Below are 13,820 nucleotides of genomic sequence, written 5' to 3' on the forward strand. Positions count from 1 at the left end.
ACGATATCGTTCAAGTCTCAGTCGTCGGCATAGAGCATCCTGGCCTGGGACCAGACCGCCTCCAGATCGCCATCGTCCAGGTCGAGAGCTTCAGGCCAGGCCTGCCGGAGCCAGACACGCCGTTGCTCCCCCTCCGTGGAGACAAAGAAGCTCTGCTGAGCAGCCAGCACCCTGAATTTCAGACATTCCAGAAGACGGGACCGCAACCGCACCCCATCCACCAGGGCGATCCGGGATCGGTGATCGACGATCTCCATGCGGGAGTTCGGTTTCACCCCATTGAGGCGCGGAGCCAGCAACTCAAGGGTGCTGGAGGATTGCCAATGACGCTGCTTCGTTTCGGGGTGAGGGCGGTAAACCCAGCCGCAGGCCTGTTGCCCGTTTTCGGAGATGAGATCGACCCGCCAGAACGAAAACGTTTCGGGTGGATGCAGATCGGTCCAGCGAAGGTGCGGAAAGCAATGGTCCGGATCCTTCAGACGCAGTTCCAACGGCGCGAAACTGAGGTTGATCGTGCCGGGCCAGCAGTCGCTGAGGTCGAGACCGGCCTGACGGAACACTGGCGTCTGCATCGCGATGGTCCCGGCGGGGTACGGGGAGCCATCGCTGCGGCCTGAGGCCACGCCATGACCACTCACGATGCGTCCGATCAGGCGACTGGTATCGACACGGCTCATCGCGACTCGCGGTGCTGGCACTCATGACAGGGGCCATCCGGCCAGACCGCACAACGCAGCAATGGACTGTGCGCGTTGAATCGACAGTCAGGATCTCCGATGACCCAGCCGTGGCGCCAGGCCTTGGCGTCAACTGGTCTGATCTGAGGCTTCACGACAAGGGCGACGGAACCGATCTCATATCGACCGTTGCGCAGCTGGTATCGATGCCGACGCTGCATCACCAGGTAAGACCTCCCGTTCAGTTCAACCCAGCGGCCGGGGTGGGGGGGAACATCCAGCTGCAGGCGATCCAGCAGCACATCACTTCCCGACTGGCGCAGCTCAACCAGCATGACGCGCGTCAACAACGGGATTCCGTAGTGAGAACCCCCAGGTGAACAGGACCATGACAACGAGGAACATCAACCAGTCGGGTTGCTGGACCGCCGGAAGTGCCACATGCACAAACAGACGAACCGCCACGAAGGCCACCGCGAGAAAACCGGCGGTTTCGAGGCGAGGGTAGATCTCCAGCCAGCGGATGAACAGCCCTGAGGTGAATCGCAGGGCAATGATCCCGATCACCGCGCCGGTGCCGATCAGCAGGGTCTGATCACTGATGGCCACAGCCGCCGCGACACTGTCGATCGAGAAAGCAAGATCGGTGAAGGCCAGCAGAACCACCGTGCGTGCGAGTGAGCCGGACAGACCGCCCTCCTCGGGCAGATCCTCTGATGCCGGGTTCGATCGGCTGCGCAGATGGTCGATGAACAACCAGAGCAGGTAGGTCGCCGCCAGGATCTGCACCGGTGGATGGCGCAGCACCCACTGAGCCATCACGATCAACGCGATCCGGAGCACGAACGCCAGTGCGATACCGATGTTCAGAGCAAGTCGCTCCTGATCCTGCTGACGACAACGACGCGCGATGGCCGCCAGAGCCACGGCATTGTCAGCCGACAACACCAGCTCGAGGGCCACGAGCACCGGCAGCACGGAGAGGACCTCTCTCCATTGGTCGACGCCCTCGAACGCATCGCTGATCGAGGGAAGTGCTGTGACATCCATGGCGGCAGCCTAGAAAGTACGCAGTCGTTGCATGACCGTGCAGTTCCGGGCTGAGCTGTGTCACGTCGATACGCTCCGATGCGTGGTGCGCGTCGAGGCCTGGGAGAACGGTCAGCTGCTGGCCAGCACACTGGGAGAGGCCGAGAGCTGTGAGGCAGCGGAGGACCGGGCCCGCCAGCGTCTCGCCAGCACGACACCGGCTCCAGCGAGGAAGGCTCCTCAGGGTCCGCAGACCACCCCGACACGATCCACTGATTCCAGACCCGACACCGATCCGGACCTGAGACCACCAGCGGCAGCGGTTCCATCACCAGAGCCGACTCCCGAGCCAACCCCAGAGCCCCCCTCGGAAGCTCCGACCGACCCTGAGGACTGGAGTGAGGAGCTCACTGCCATCGATCTGGAGTTGCGTCGCATTGGCTGGGATCGTGAGCTGGAGAGCACCTATCTGGAGAGAGCGTTCGGACATGCCAGTCGCCATCGGCTGACCCGTTATGCCGATCTGGTGTCGTTTCTGCGGCAGCTGCGCGGTCTCCAACCAGGAGATCGTCCGGAGTCAGCTCCTGTACCCATCCGCCGTAATGATCTGATCAACCAGGGAGACCTGATGCTGCAGCAGCTGAGCTGGGGAGCAGATCAGGCACGCCGTTTCCTGCAACAGCATCTCGGCGCAACAAGCCGGCAGCAGCTCAGCGACGAACAGTTACTGCAATTCAACATGCTGCTGGAGGAGCAGACGTTGCAAACAGGGGGTGCATCCTGAATCAGCAGCGTTTCATCTCAACCCTGCGGGAATGCAACCAGGAAACTCGGAGCATCGTTCAAGGTTTGTTGGTCTACTTATTGCTAACAGGCGCCACATCAACACCAGTGGCTGCTGATCGAGAATGGGAACTCAGTGCATTGCCCCTGTCGTCGGATCTCAGGGGCGAGAATAAAATCAGATTTCCGGCAACCAAACCTGCCGTGACAATGATCGCTGCAGCAACCTCAAGAGCTTGAATCACGCGAAATCAGTTGATTCGTGTCATTCAGTCAGTCTACCCGATATCGAACAGAGTTCCGACTTGAGAAGACGCGACAGACTCGCAGGACCGAAATCCGCAAGACACAAACTGCAGCTTATGGATCAAGATGTGACGAACCACCGGAATTGAACCGGCAACATCCGCAGGAATAGCGGACCATTCGTTGCATCAAAAGATGCGAACTTCATGGCCGTTCCGATATCCGTGGAGTTCCTCACGACATTCTCAGCGAAATCACAAGATCTGTGCAACCAAGCGCATCAAGATCACAGAAGATCATAACAGTCCTGATCTGTGGATAACAATCGACTCATCTTCCGGCGCAGAACATCACGCCTCGTCCATTTCAACCCACTGGGAATCTGCCTGATCACGATTGCATTTGGCGTGTTCATCAGCGACGGCGTGGATCATGCTGTTGCCAACATGCACAGCAACACAGAACAGCACAGCGCACTCTGCGTTCAGCCAGAGAACAGGTCCTGCAATGATTTGATCAAGTAAAACCGGGAACAGGTTCAGTCGATCGCCACAAGATTCGGCATTCCTTCAACAGAAGCGAATGTGACCATCACAACAGCTGGTGTCGTCCCCTTGTTGACCACATAATGCGGCTCATCGGGAGACCCTTCAAGAAAACCCTCCCCGGCCACAATCAGATCAACGACTTCGGCACCATCTACAACCCGAACATTATGCAGGGCGCCTTCCTGTACAAAAGCGACAACAGGGGACGGATGGGTATGGAGAGGAATGGTTGAACCGGGAGCGAGAGTGACTTTATAAACCCTCATCTCCGGCTTTCCTTCTGGATAGACGACGGATCGACCGCCCAGCGTCTGATTCGATTTGAACAATTCATCGATGACGGGCTTTGGTGCCGCCAGAGCTGAAACGTTGAAAAAAAGAAGCGTCGACGCTGCAGCCAGACCGATTGATTTCGCGACCATAGCAATTCCGCAGCCGAAGTAAATGCCGTTGATCGTACTCCAGAAAATTTGACGATGTTCAGACCTACCAACACATCAACGCCCTGCAGCTGAACGGCATGCGTCCTGGCAATTAACCACCCGGGACGATATGCGTCACCAGATCGGCGCAGACCCATCGCAGCGTTCCGCTATCGACATCAACCACATGAAACAGGCTCGGCACTTCGGGCTCCCGAGCCGTACAGGACACGTGAAGGACATCTGCCATCCACCAATCGTCGCCGTCCGGATCACCACAGATCACCGTCATCCCGGCGGTGACACTGAGAAAGACGGGTGGCAGACCAGCGGGCCTGCAGGCAGCAGGGGCAACCATCACTCAACCCTTAAGTACACCAGTACTAGCCGCGCGAGGTGGCTGTGTCAAGCATGACCCTCCCGTTCAGGCTGAGATCAGACAACGGCCGCGGCAGCTTCCACCGCCGGCCACATGCTTGCGAATTCCCGATCGGTCACCACGGCATTGACCTCGAACTGAATGCCATAGCCCTTGATCCAGGGGCCGAGATGCGCCCAGACCTTTCCGATGTCAGTGGCCTGCACAATGGCAACACCGCTTCCACTGATCGGCTCACAGACGCGGTACTGCAGAGCGAAACCATCGAACTGATCACCGGGACATCCCCCATTGATGTAGTCAGCGAACCCAGGGCATGACTGCCAGGACCCCTCAACTGTCGGGAAGCTCCAGACAATCAGGTAATGCTGCATGATTTTTTTGATTCTTTCTGCTGATTAGCAAGAGCTGGAACCAGCGGAAGCTTCTTGAAGCAATCAACACCGAAGCGACAGAACAAATCGGCAGCATGATCGAAGGGATCAGACAACCATCGCTCTCATGCGTTAGTCGAAGACTGGCCCCTCACTCGGATCAAGCGTGTTGGTGATGGTCTTGCTGCACAGGAAACTGTCGGACAGCGGCTGTCGGCAGTCTTCGTTGCCCGGCTCGCGAACATTCACCATCAGCACATAAAGCGATCCCCGGAAACGGCGATCAACCGAGAAATCGACCGCACTGTTGGTCGTCGGGGTTGTCACACTGGTCGTGTGGCTGGGGCTGACGAAGGTCCGTCGCGTGATCGCCGTCTGTGTCTGGGATCTGGCAGCGGGACCCACCGCCAGGATCAACAAGGCAGAAACAGCGAGAGAAGCTGGGAAAATGGCCATATTTCAAGTTATCCCAACTCGGTTGCAAAAATCCAGTGATGGTCGTTACCAGCCCTGAAGGAACATCACGGGATGGCTGCCTGAAGCTCTCAGCTGGTACGCCGATGGCTGCCGAGCTCCGACAAAGCCAGATCAGACTGGGCAAGAACGCGCATCAACAGGTCCTCCAACCTGCCGAGCCGGCTCCAGCTCGGGGTGCCGAGGGCGGAATCGGGGAGGTCCGCCTTCATCTCAGAAAGGATGGCCATCGTTTCAGCGGCCGCTCTTGAGAGATCCTGCATGATCAAAACCCCATATGCCGCAGTCAAGCCAATGCGCTAAGGCTGTCAATCAGCAGAATCGCTCTCGGCAGGGAAGCCAGCCAGCAGGTTCAGCGATGGCACGCCGCTCGGAACCGTTGAGATCCGGATGTGAAACCATGCTTCGTCTTCCGCCCTGTCACACGCTTGCGCCACATCCGGAATGATGATGGTTTTAGTTCCGTTCTCATCAACGCAATCACCTCAGGCTCAGTCACTCCGTACTGAGCGTGTATCGCGTCAAAAGTTGTGCGGTCCTCCCAGGCCATTTCGATGATCCTGTCAATCTCATCAGGCTGAAAACCGCGCATCGAACCTGCAGCTGTTGTGAAGATGGTATCCAGATCCTGCGAGAACCCGAGGATCCGGACCATCACAACAACACCGAAATAAGCCTTGAGGCCGATGTTCAGAGAAAATCAAACTCCTCTTCGACTTCATCATCCTCGAGGGATTGCAGCCAAAGCGCCGAGATGGGAAAAACGAGACAGCCAGCCAGAATGAATTCCATGGATGCCGGAGCAGTTGACATCACCATGCAGGCACAGACTGCACGCTTCTGTATCTGTCATTTCCAGATCGTCAGAGAAGCGTCGCAATGGATGCTTTCCAAATGAGTTAGGCATTTGAACTCAAGCGAGAGATTTCGCCTCAACGACTACATCTGCGTTTCACCGGATGCCGGAAGTTGATTGCGTTACACCCTTTTCCGATGGAAGTTCTCGCCGTTGTCGTCATCGTTGCCATCTCCGGTGGATTCGCTGCTGCACTGACGCCGGGTAAATCCTGATCATGTACACGTTGACTGTGATCATCATCACAATCGGATTCCTTGGCCTGTTCAGACCGATCATTTCGATCCTCTGATCAGGTTCTGGCATCAGGACTCCTGACGGAAGAACGTTGAGTGGCTGAGATCGCTCGGGGGCTTCAGACTTCCGGTTCAGTCAGGCAACAGCCATGAACCCCGGTTCAGACGACACGACGCAGGCTCTTCGTCTGCTGCTGACCACGATTGCGGGTCCGAACTATGCCGGTGCCCTCGAAGATGGAAATCTCTCTCAGCAGATCGATCGCTGCATTGGATGGGTCAGAGCAGAAGTTTCAGAAGCTGTTTCGCTGATCGAATCCTGTGTGCCCCATGGAAAACCGATGCTTGCTCAGGCCCAGAAGCGACTTGAGAACCTGGAAGCCATCAGAACAGTGGAACAAGTGACAACCCGCCATTTCAGGGCCACGGAATCCGGTTCAACAACCTCAGCTGCAGACCCATCCGGGAACAATGGCCAATAAAAATCCGGCTTCAGCAGAATGCCAAGGCCGGATGATCTTCCCTGAAAGCTGAAAAGCACCTCTGCCTTTCACATTCAGTGTCGTCAAGGCTGTCCCCGGCGACATGAGAACTCGATGAAGACTGTCCACAACGAGAGTGAGTATCTGAACCCCAGGGCTAACTGAATCCCCAAACGCAACAGCATCAGGCTGCTGCTGAGGACCTTGGCCTTCACGCCGAGCGGTCCTTGTGTTCCGGTTGAACCGGAGCGGAAGGATTGAACAACATCGGCACTGACGACAACACCAGAACGCTGCCGACTGACAACAGGATCAGCAGGGGAAGCGGCCGCACAAGCGGTTGGCGCTCAAGCGGAGTGCGGCAACGGGAGCAGATCGGTGTGGCTCCCTTCGGCGGATGAAGCACGAGGGCCGGACCGCAGCAGCAGGAAGGACAGCGGTAGCGCGGCATCGACCGTTGGTCGCGGCTTGGCGCACCATATTGCGAAGATCGTCTGTTGCTGCACTCAGCCACCCATGCCCCTCAGTTCTCTGGTGCGTCAGCTGCAGGAGGCAGCACTCACCGGGGAACTGCTGGAGCGCAGCCGGCGTCCTGATCGTCTGCTCATGCGCGGTGCCGGTCGTGGTTGCCGGGCGCTGGTGGCCAGCGCCATGGCCCAGCGCGACAAACGACCGCTGCTGGTGGTGGTGCCAACTCTGGAGGAGGCGGGCCGCTGGACCGCGCTGCTGGAGTTGATGGGATGGAGCACAACCCATCTGTATCCAACCAGCGAGGGCTCTCCTTACGAACCCTTCGATCCCACCAGTGAGATCGTGTGGGGTCAGCTTCAGGTTCTCAGCGATCTGATCGCAGCGCCAAGCCAGGCCAACCGGGCGATCGTGGCGACGGAACGCTGCCTTCAGCCGCATCTGCCACCTGCGAAGGCCCTCTCAGAGCGTTGCCGGATCCTGCGGCGGGGAGATCAGGTGAATCTCGAGGACCTGGGGGAGACCCTCGCCAGGTTGGGCTACGAACGCGTCTCCTCGATCGACCAGGAAGGGACCTGGAGCCGGAGGGGCGACATCGTTGATGTGTTTCCCGTCAGCAGCGAGCTGCCGGTGCGCCTGGAGTTCTTCGGGGAGGAGCTCGACAAGCTCAGAGAGTTCGACCCCGCCAGCCAGCGCTCCCTTGATCCGATCGATCAGCTGCAGCTGACACCCACCGGTTTCAGCCCTCTGATCGCCGACGCTCTGCGCGAACGGATGCCCGAGGGTCTGGATCGTCTGCTGCAGGAGCAGGAGGTTGATCTGTTGCTGGATGGGGGCACACCGGAGGGGATGCGACGCCTGATGGGGCTCGCCTGGCAGGAACCGGCATCGCTGCTCGACTACCTCGGCGTGGACTGCTTCGTCGTCATCGACGAACGCCGTCACGGTCTCGCCCACGGGCAGCAATGGCTCGACCATGCCCGTGAACATCACAACGAGATGGCCGCGGAACGGGGCCTGAACGATGGGGATCGGGACCGTCTCTGGCCGGGTCTGCTGCACCGGGATATCGACGAGGCTTTCGGCACGGCGGAGGGCTTCAAAGGCTTCGATCTGGCGGAACTGCTGGAGGAGGACTCCCATCCGAACAGCTTCGATCTCGCCAGCCGCCCCGTCCCGGCCTATCCGAACCAGTTCGGCAAGCTCGGAGAACTGATCAAGGGATTCCAGCAGGAGCGGATCGCCACCTGGCTGGTCTCCGCCCAGCCCAGTCGGGCCGTGGCCCTTCTCGAGGAACACGACTGCATCAGCCGGTTCGTCTCCAACAGTGCCGATGCCGCGGCCATCACGCGCCTGATCGAGCAGAACACTCCGGTGGCTCTGAAGGCACGCGGCAATGCCGAGCTGGAGGGCCTGCAACTGCCGGCCTGGCGGATTGCGCTGGTCACCGACCGGGAGTTTTTCGGGCAGCAGACGCTCACCTCAAGCGGCTATGTGAGACGCCGGCGCAAAGCCGCCAGTCGCACGGTGGATCCGAACAAGATGCGGCCGGGAGATTTCGTGGTGCACCGCAACCACGGGGTCGGACGCTTCAAGGCGATGGAGAAGCTCGCCATCAGCGGGGATGTCCGCGACTACCTCGTTGTGCAGTACGCCGACGGGCTGCTGCGGGTGGCCGCCGATCAGCTGGGCAGCCTCGGCCGGTATCGGGCCACCAGTGAAAAAGCTCCGGAGCTGAACCGCATGGGAGGCACCGCCTGGACCAAGGCGAAGGAGCGGGCCAGGAAGGCCGTGCGCAAGGTGGCGATGGACCTGGTGAAGCTCTACGCCGAGCGACACAAGGCGAACGGATTCGCCTACCCCACGGATGGGCCCTGGCAGAGCGAGCTCGAGGAATCCTTCCCCTACGAACCCACCCCGGACCAGCTGAAGGCGACCGCCGATGTGAAACGGGACATGGAAAAACCGGAGCCGATGGATCGACTCGTGTGCGGTGATGTTGGATTCGGCAAGACGGAGGTGGCGATCCGGGCGATCTTCAAGGCGATCACCGCAGGACGCCAGGTGGCGATGCTCGCCCCCACCACCGTTCTGGCCCAGCAGCACTGGCGCACCCTTTCGGAACGGTTCGCTCCGTATCCGATCAAGGTCTCACTGCTGAACCGGTTCCGGACGGCCTCGGAGCGCAAGACCATTCTTGAAGGCCTCAAGCAGGGCACGATCGATGCCGTGGTCGGGACTCACCAGCTGCTCAACAAGGGGGCGGCATTCGACAAGCTCGGGCTGCTGGTGGTGGACGAAGAACAGCGCTTCGGCGTCAATCAGAAGGAGAAGATCAAGGTTCTGCGCAAGGACGTCGACGTTCTGACCCTGTCGGCTACCCCGATTCCGCGAACGCTCTACATGAGCCTGTCGGGAGTGCGCGAAATGAGTCTGATCACCACACCGCCGCCGCTGCGCCGACCGATCAAGACGCATCTGGCCACCCTCGATCCCGAAGCGGTGCGCAGCGCCATCCGCCAGGAGCTCGATCGCGGCGGCCAGGTCTTCTACGTGGTGCCGCGGGTGGAAGGAATCGAGGATGTGGCCGCAGGCTTGAGGACCATGCTTCCAGGCCTGAAGCTGCTGGTGGCCCACGGTCAGATGGCGGAGGGCGAACTGGAAAGCGCCATGGTGGCCTTCAACGCCGGTGAAGCTGATGTGATGCTCTGCACCACGATCGTGGAGAGCGGTCTGGACATCCCCCGGGTCAACACGATCCTGATCGAGGACGCCCATCGCTTCGGACTGTCGCAGCTCTACCAACTGCGAGGGCGGGTGGGACGCAGCGGTATCCAGGCCCACGCCTGGCTGTTCTATCCCGGCAATGCCTCCCTGAGTGACACCGCCCGGCAGCGGCTCCGAGCGATTCAGGAGTTTGCGCAGCTGGGGAGCGGCTATCAGCTGGCGATGCGGGATATGGAGATCCGCGGCGTGGGCAATCTGCTCGGCGTGGAGCAGAGCGGCCAGATGGAGGCGATCGGCTTTGACCTCTACATGGAGATGCTGCAGGAGTCACTCGCCGAAATCCAGGGGCAGGACATTCCATCGGTGGACGACACCCAGGTGGATCTGCCCGTGACCGCATTCGTCCCAGCGGAATGGATCACGGATGCGGACGAGAAGATCGCGGCCTACCGCGCTGCCGCTGACTGCGAAAGCTCAGAGGCTCTGGTGGAGCTCGCAGCCGGTTGGGCCGATCGGTACGGAGCACTTCCCGCCGCCGTGCAGTCCCTCCTGCAGTTGATGGAGATGAAGCTGCTGGCCAAGCGTTGCGGCTTTTCCAGGATCAAACCGGAGAAACCGAACATCGTTCTGGAAACACCCATGGAGGAACCCGCCTTCCGTCTGCTGCGCCAGGGACTTCCCCAGCACCTGCATGGCCGGCTTGTGTACCAGGCCGGCAACGGCATCCTCCACAAGGTGATGGCAAGGGGCCTCGGGGTTCTGCCGATGGAGAAACAGCTGGAGCAGCTGATGGAGTGGCTGAGACTGATGGCCGCTCAGATTCCGGATGCAGAAGGGGTCAGCAGCGCTGAGCGCGAGGCAGCTGAGCGCGAACGCAACGCGTCGGTGCTGCGCGTGTGACGGCGTAGTCGCATTTCTGAGAAAAACTCCACAGACCCGCAATTCTTCGTTACATTGCTCGAAACGCTGGATCTCCGATGGGTGAAGTGATCGAACTCAGTTCAGCGGGCGGTTCCATCGGAGCGGTCAGCGGTGTTTTCTGTGTTGCGGCGCTTGGCTTGTTTGCCTTGTTTCAGACCGGCCCGAGTGACGATGACGACTCCAATGGCGGTGGTGGTGGCGGCCTGATGCAGCCGATTTCCTGAGCTCCGCTGGATCCGGACGCATCTGGTCGCACCTTGCCAACACTTCTGAGATGAATGGGACGGTGTCGTCCTCCAGCGTGAGGAAGTCCTCCTCAGATCTTGATGAGCAACGTTCCGGTCCGATGTCTGCTCTGGTTCGGCCTGCTTTGTTTTGCAGTCTCAGTTCCTGTCCAGGCCAGATCCTGGGCAGAGGTTGATGCGCTGCGCTGGCGTCTCGAGCGCAATGGTGTCCGTGTGTCCCAGACGGATTGCCAGCGGGGATTGCAGGGGGCGTACGACTCCAGACGCAACAGGCTTGTCGTCTGCCGTGCCCATCGGAGCCCCGGACAGGTCTGGAACACGCTGGCGCACGAGGCGGCCCATCGCATGCAGGACTGCGCCGGTGGTCCCATCTCCAAACCGGAGTACACCCAAACCATGCTGAGCACGCTCCGGCGCTACTCGCCGGAGGATGTCGCCGCACTGCGCGCCTACCCGAGGCGGCAACACCGCAGCGAAATCGAGGCCCGCTACACGGCGCAACTTCCTCCTCAACAGGTGATGAGGCTGTTCGACCGCTACTGCGGCGCTCGTTCGGCATGAATCAGATCTGACGACTCTCCCTAACGCACACCCACATCCTCACGACCAATGGAATCCCTCTTAATGCAACTCGCGATGGCTGCCATGAGCCAATTCGGTGGCGGTCGATCCGTCCCGATGTCCGGTGGAATGCCCATACCGATGCCGTCGAGGCCCATGGCTCCCTACAGCAGCCCGGCACCTGTCTCCAATGGCTGGCAGCCGTCGATGCAGGCCAGCACGCTGGCCTCCACGACGTGCCTGTTGCGCAGCGGCCGGATCAGCCGTGATCAGGCCATCACCCTGCTGGACCGGCAGGGTGAGACCTGGGGCTGGTCCCGGGGCTGGGGTCGGTCGGTGCCGATCTCAGTGGTGGATCGCACCATCGATTCGGCCGGAGGCTGCCGGGCCTTGCTGAACGGCAACGCCCCTGGAAGCGCATGGCAGGGAGCCCCCATCCAGGTGGCCGGAGGCCATCAAGGTCGAAGTCAGCGGGAAGGTTTCGGTCTCTATCCCTACCGCTGACTCGATTCCATGGTTTCGATCGCTTGCCGCTGGAATGACTTGCGGTATTGGCATTGATTCGCCTTCCATCACGCATGTCCGGCTTGAGCGAAGTCTTCCGAACACAAAGAGAAGGGTTCAGAGGAAGCGCTTGATCCGGGCAAGGGATCTGCCTTCACAACATTCAGCTGTTCTTCAAGAGACCTACATCAAATTCAGATCCCAGATAGCAGCAATCAAAGTACCGATGATTGTCACCAACCAGACTTCTCGAGAAAGCCTGTAAGGGGAGTCGGGTCTCAATCGCTTATGACCTGTCGTGTAAGCGAAGATGAAGCACGTGTTGTAGATGCTTAGAAAAAAGAAGAAGTAGAGGATTCTGTCAGGCAACTCAGCTTCGCCTCGTTAACCTAACCTTAATTGTGGTTTTACCTGTGTCTGCAGCGGTTTATACCTTTCATACCGATGGCGTTTAACAGACGATCCTGAGGTCATGGAGACCTGAATCGTTGTTGCTGCGTGTTTGAGATTGACTACTCAGGAGTTTGAAGCGCGGATTGAAGATTGGCACCAGTTGGGTTGTAGGTCTGACCGGCGTCGGCTTTGGTGAGCACTTTCACGAGGGCGGACTCAGCGACTTTGTACTGACCGTCCTTTGCCGTTCCGAGATCATCCGGGGTGAGTCCCTTGATCTCCTTCTCAGTGAGATCGGCTTCCAGATCCGGTTTGATGCCGTTCTGGTGGATGTCCGTCCCACGGGGGGTCAGATATTTGGCGATGGTCACCGTCATTCCGGAACCATCAGCAAGGCCGCGAACGGCCTGCACAAGCCCCTTTCCGAAGGTCTTCATGCCGACGAGTTCGGCACGGTTGTTCTCCTGCAGTGCTCCGGAGAGGATCTCGCTGGCACTGGCCGACCCCTCGTTGATCAGCACCACCATGGGCTTGTCGGTGAGAGCGCTGCCGGTGGCACGACGCACATCACGGATGCCCTCACGGGTGCGCGTGCTGACGATGGTGCCCTCGTTCAGCCACTGGCGGGCGATGTCAACACTGGCTTCGAGCAGACCACCTGGGTTGCTGCGCAGATCCAGCACGTAGCCGTCCGCCTCCTGCTCCTCGAGTTCGCGGATCGCATCGCGCATCTCACGGGATGCATTGGCATTGAAGGTCTTCAGGCGGATGTATCCGACCTTGCTGCCGTCCTGGGCGGTGTTGAGGCTGGACTTCACCGCATTGAGTTCGATGCGGGCCCGGATCAGAGGCACATTCAGAACCCTGCCGTCGCGGCGGAGGCCGAGCACCACCTCGGAGCCCTCAGGTCCGCGGATCAGCTTGACGGCATCGGAGGTGCTCATGCCCTCGGTGGAGGCACCATCGATGGTGACGATCACATCCTTGGACTGCACACCGGCCCGTGAGGCAGGAGTTCCATCGATCGGCGAAATCACCACCAGTTCCTTGGTCTCCTTGTCGAGACCGAGCTGAATCCCGACACCCATCAGCTCCCCGGTGGTGTCGATCTGCATCTCCTTGAACTCCTTCGGGTCCAGGAAGCGCGTGTAGGGGTCGTTCAGGCTGTCAAGCATGCCGCGGATCGCCTCATAGGAGGCATCGCTGTCGGCGTAGGACTTCCTGAGCAGTTCGCCCCGCAGCTGACGCCAGCGCGATTCGGTGTAGGCACCACTGGAATCCATGTAATCGCGATACACGATCTGCCAGACCTGATCGATCACCTCTTTCGGGCTGTCGGTGATCGAACCGCCGGTGGCGCTCGGAAGACTCAGTCCCGGCCGCGACAGCACAACGGCAGCTGCGATTCCACCCAGACCCAGGATCAGCAGGGAGCCCGACCGCACCACCTTCCGCATGGGTGAAACGCTGGGCATGCGCCCTGAAAGTTGATGTT

Annotated in this window: 17 protein-coding genes; 6 read left to right on the forward strand and 11 right to left on the reverse strand. The window is 59.8% G+C overall.

Features of this window, described 5'->3' with window-relative positions:
* Positions 1–17: 17 nt before the first annotated feature.
* Genes ACJ0G7_RS10885 through ACJ0G7_RS10895 form a run of 3 tightly spaced genes read right to left on the reverse strand, consistent with a single transcriptional unit; the run spans position 18 to position 1,727 of the window.
* Positions 18–677 carry a hypothetical protein gene (locus ACJ0G7_RS10885; protein WP_407396136.1) on the reverse strand — a complete coding sequence of 220 codons (660 nt, stop codon included), beginning with the start codon at positions 675–677 and terminating at the stop codon, positions 18–20.
* Positions 674–1,012, reverse strand: a complete 339-nt coding sequence (locus ACJ0G7_RS10890; RefSeq protein WP_407396138.1) for a DUF6464 family protein — start codon at positions 1,010–1,012, stop codon at positions 674–676. Before ACJ0G7_RS10890 ends, ACJ0G7_RS10885 begins: the two co-directional genes overlap by 4 nt.
* Positions 1,002–1,727, reverse strand: coding sequence for a TerC family protein (locus ACJ0G7_RS10895; protein WP_043691198.1), 726 nt, complete (start codon positions 1,725–1,727; stop codon positions 1,002–1,004). The genes ACJ0G7_RS10890 and ACJ0G7_RS10895 overlap by 11 nt, the downstream gene beginning before the upstream one ends.
* A gap of 82 nt (positions 1,728–1,809) precedes the next feature.
* Here ACJ0G7_RS10895 and ACJ0G7_RS10900 point away from each other — a divergent pair, with 82 nt between their 5' ends.
* Complete coding sequence (locus tag ACJ0G7_RS10900; protein WP_407396139.1) at positions 1,810–2,490, forward strand: hypothetical protein; 681 nt, start codon at positions 1,810–1,812, stop codon at positions 2,488–2,490.
* Between the two features lie 783 nt (positions 2,491–3,273).
* On the opposite strand, the gene ACJ0G7_RS10905 is transcribed toward ACJ0G7_RS10900, so the two are convergent.
* The 6 genes from ACJ0G7_RS10905 to ACJ0G7_RS10930 all read right to left on the reverse strand — a co-directional run bounded on the left by ACJ0G7_RS10905 (position 3,274) and on the right by ACJ0G7_RS10930 (position 5,587).
* Positions 3,274–3,705 carry a cupin domain-containing protein gene (locus ACJ0G7_RS10905; protein WP_407396140.1) on the reverse strand — a complete coding sequence of 144 codons (432 nt, stop codon included), beginning with the start codon at positions 3,703–3,705 and terminating at the stop codon, positions 3,274–3,276.
* A gap of 112 nt (positions 3,706–3,817) precedes the next feature.
* Complete coding sequence (locus tag ACJ0G7_RS10910) at positions 3,818–4,063, reverse strand: DUF3104 domain-containing protein (RefSeq protein ID WP_407396142.1); 246 nt, start codon at positions 4,061–4,063, stop codon at positions 3,818–3,820.
* Positions 4,064–4,140: 77 nt separating this feature from the next.
* Positions 4,141–4,458, reverse strand: a complete 318-nt coding sequence (locus ACJ0G7_RS10915; protein WP_407396143.1) for a DUF3303 domain-containing protein — start codon at positions 4,456–4,458, stop codon at positions 4,141–4,143.
* A 132-nt stretch (positions 4,459–4,590) separates the two neighbouring features.
* A complete protein-coding gene (locus ACJ0G7_RS10920) occupies positions 4,591–4,914 on the reverse strand; it encodes a hypothetical protein (protein WP_407396144.1) in 324 nt (107 codons plus the stop codon).
* 89 nt (positions 4,915–5,003) lie between these two features.
* On the reverse strand, positions 5,004–5,162 hold the full coding sequence (locus ACJ0G7_RS10925; RefSeq protein WP_156957075.1) for a hypothetical protein: 159 nt from the start codon (positions 5,160–5,162) through the stop codon (positions 5,004–5,006).
* Positions 5,163–5,284: 122 nt separating this feature from the next.
* Positions 5,285–5,587 carry a TIGR03643 family protein gene (locus ACJ0G7_RS10930; RefSeq protein ID WP_407396145.1) on the reverse strand — a complete coding sequence of 101 codons (303 nt, stop codon included), beginning with the start codon at positions 5,585–5,587 and terminating at the stop codon, positions 5,285–5,287.
* 586 nt (positions 5,588–6,173) lie between these two features.
* On the opposite strand from ACJ0G7_RS10930, the gene ACJ0G7_RS10935 reads away from it, so the two are divergent.
* Positions 6,174–6,506 carry a hypothetical protein gene (locus tag ACJ0G7_RS10935; protein WP_407396147.1) on the forward strand — a complete coding sequence of 111 codons (333 nt, stop codon included), beginning with the start codon at positions 6,174–6,176 and terminating at the stop codon, positions 6,504–6,506.
* 211 nt (positions 6,507–6,717) lie between these two features.
* Here ACJ0G7_RS10935 and ACJ0G7_RS10940 read toward each other — a convergent pair whose 3' ends face one another.
* Complete coding sequence (locus tag ACJ0G7_RS10940; protein ID WP_407396148.1) at positions 6,718–6,957, reverse strand: hypothetical protein; 240 nt, start codon at positions 6,955–6,957, stop codon at positions 6,718–6,720.
* Between the two features lie 65 nt (positions 6,958–7,022).
* On the opposite strand from ACJ0G7_RS10940, the gene mfd reads away from it, so the two are divergent.
* The 4 genes from mfd to ACJ0G7_RS10960 all read left to right on the forward strand — a co-directional run bounded on the left by mfd (position 7,023) and on the right by ACJ0G7_RS10960 (position 11,932).
* Positions 7,023–10,601, forward strand: a complete 3,579-nt coding sequence (gene mfd, locus ACJ0G7_RS10945; protein WP_407396149.1) for a transcription-repair coupling factor — start codon at positions 7,023–7,025, stop codon at positions 10,599–10,601.
* A gap of 77 nt (positions 10,602–10,678) precedes the next feature.
* Positions 10,679–10,846 carry a hypothetical protein gene (locus tag ACJ0G7_RS10950; RefSeq protein ID WP_173402116.1) on the forward strand — a complete coding sequence of 56 codons (168 nt, stop codon included), beginning with the start codon at positions 10,679–10,681 and terminating at the stop codon, positions 10,844–10,846.
* Between the two features lie 102 nt (positions 10,847–10,948).
* On the forward strand, positions 10,949–11,428 hold the full coding sequence (locus tag ACJ0G7_RS10955; RefSeq protein ID WP_407396150.1) for a hypothetical protein: 480 nt from the start codon (positions 10,949–10,951) through the stop codon (positions 11,426–11,428).
* An 84-nt stretch (positions 11,429–11,512) separates the two neighbouring features.
* Positions 11,513–11,932 (forward strand): hypothetical protein, encoded by a 420-nt coding sequence (locus ACJ0G7_RS10960; RefSeq protein ID WP_407396151.1) that lies wholly within the window; start codon positions 11,513–11,515, stop codon positions 11,930–11,932.
* A gap of 512 nt (positions 11,933–12,444) precedes the next feature.
* Here the strand turns inward: ACJ0G7_RS10960 and ACJ0G7_RS10965 are convergent.
* Positions 12,445–13,800: a S41 family peptidase gene (locus tag ACJ0G7_RS10965; RefSeq protein WP_043691210.1), complete on the reverse strand. Its 1,356-nt coding sequence runs from the start codon at positions 13,798–13,800 to the stop codon at positions 12,445–12,447.
* Positions 13,801–13,820: the final 20 nt, after the last annotated feature.

The sequence above is a fragment of the Parasynechococcus sp. genome, from assembly GCF_045559935.1.
Classification (GTDB): Bacteria; Cyanobacteriota; Cyanobacteriia; order PCC-6307; family Cyanobiaceae; genus Parasynechococcus.

Bases quoted from the DNA above. Each gene is read 5' to 3' on its own strand.
- ACJ0G7_RS10885 (WP_407396136.1), bottom strand. From the start codon at position 677: ATGAGCCGTGTCGATACCAGTCGCCTGATCGGACGCATCGTGAGTGGT.
- ACJ0G7_RS10890 (WP_407396138.1), bottom strand. From the start codon at position 1,012: ATGCTGGTTGAGCTGCGCCAGTCGGGAAGTGATGTGCTGCTGGATCGC.
- ACJ0G7_RS10895 (WP_043691198.1), bottom strand. From the start codon at position 1,727: ATGGATGTCACAGCACTTCCCTCGATCAGCGATGCGTTCGAGGGCGTC.
- ACJ0G7_RS10905 (WP_407396140.1), bottom strand. From the start codon at position 3,705: ATGGTCGCGAAATCAATCGGTCTGGCTGCAGCGTCGACGCTTCTTTTT.
- ACJ0G7_RS10910 (WP_407396142.1), bottom strand. From the start codon at position 4,063: ATGGTTGCCCCTGCTGCCTGCAGGCCCGCTGGTCTGCCACCCGTCTTT.
- ACJ0G7_RS10915 (WP_407396143.1), bottom strand. From the start codon at position 4,458: ATGCAGCATTACCTGATTGTCTGGAGCTTCCCGACAGTTGAGGGGTCC.
- ACJ0G7_RS10920 (WP_407396144.1), bottom strand. From the start codon at position 4,914: ATGGCCATTTTCCCAGCTTCTCTCGCTGTTTCTGCCTTGTTGATCCTG.
- ACJ0G7_RS10925 (WP_156957075.1), bottom strand. From the start codon at position 5,162: ATGGCCATCCTTTCTGAGATGAAGGCGGACCTCCCCGATTCCGCCCTC.
- ACJ0G7_RS10930 (WP_407396145.1), bottom strand. From the start codon at position 5,587: ATGGTCCGGATCCTCGGGTTCTCGCAGGATCTGGATACCATCTTCACA.
- ACJ0G7_RS10935 (WP_407396147.1), top strand. From the start codon at position 6,174: ATGAACCCCGGTTCAGACGACACGACGCAGGCTCTTCGTCTGCTGCTG.
- ACJ0G7_RS10940 (WP_407396148.1), bottom strand. From the start codon at position 6,957: ATGCCGCGCTACCGCTGTCCTTCCTGCTGCTGCGGTCCGGCCCTCGTG.
- mfd (WP_407396149.1), top strand. From the start codon at position 7,023: ATGCCCCTCAGTTCTCTGGTGCGTCAGCTGCAGGAGGCAGCACTCACC.
- ACJ0G7_RS10950 (WP_173402116.1), top strand. From the start codon at position 10,679: ATGGGTGAAGTGATCGAACTCAGTTCAGCGGGCGGTTCCATCGGAGCG.
- ACJ0G7_RS10955 (WP_407396150.1), top strand. From the start codon at position 10,949: ATGAGCAACGTTCCGGTCCGATGTCTGCTCTGGTTCGGCCTGCTTTGT.
- ACJ0G7_RS10960 (WP_407396151.1), top strand. From the start codon at position 11,513: ATGAGCCAATTCGGTGGCGGTCGATCCGTCCCGATGTCCGGTGGAATG.
- ACJ0G7_RS10965 (WP_043691210.1), bottom strand. From the start codon at position 13,800: ATGCCCAGCGTTTCACCCATGCGGAAGGTGGTGCGGTCGGGCTCCCTG.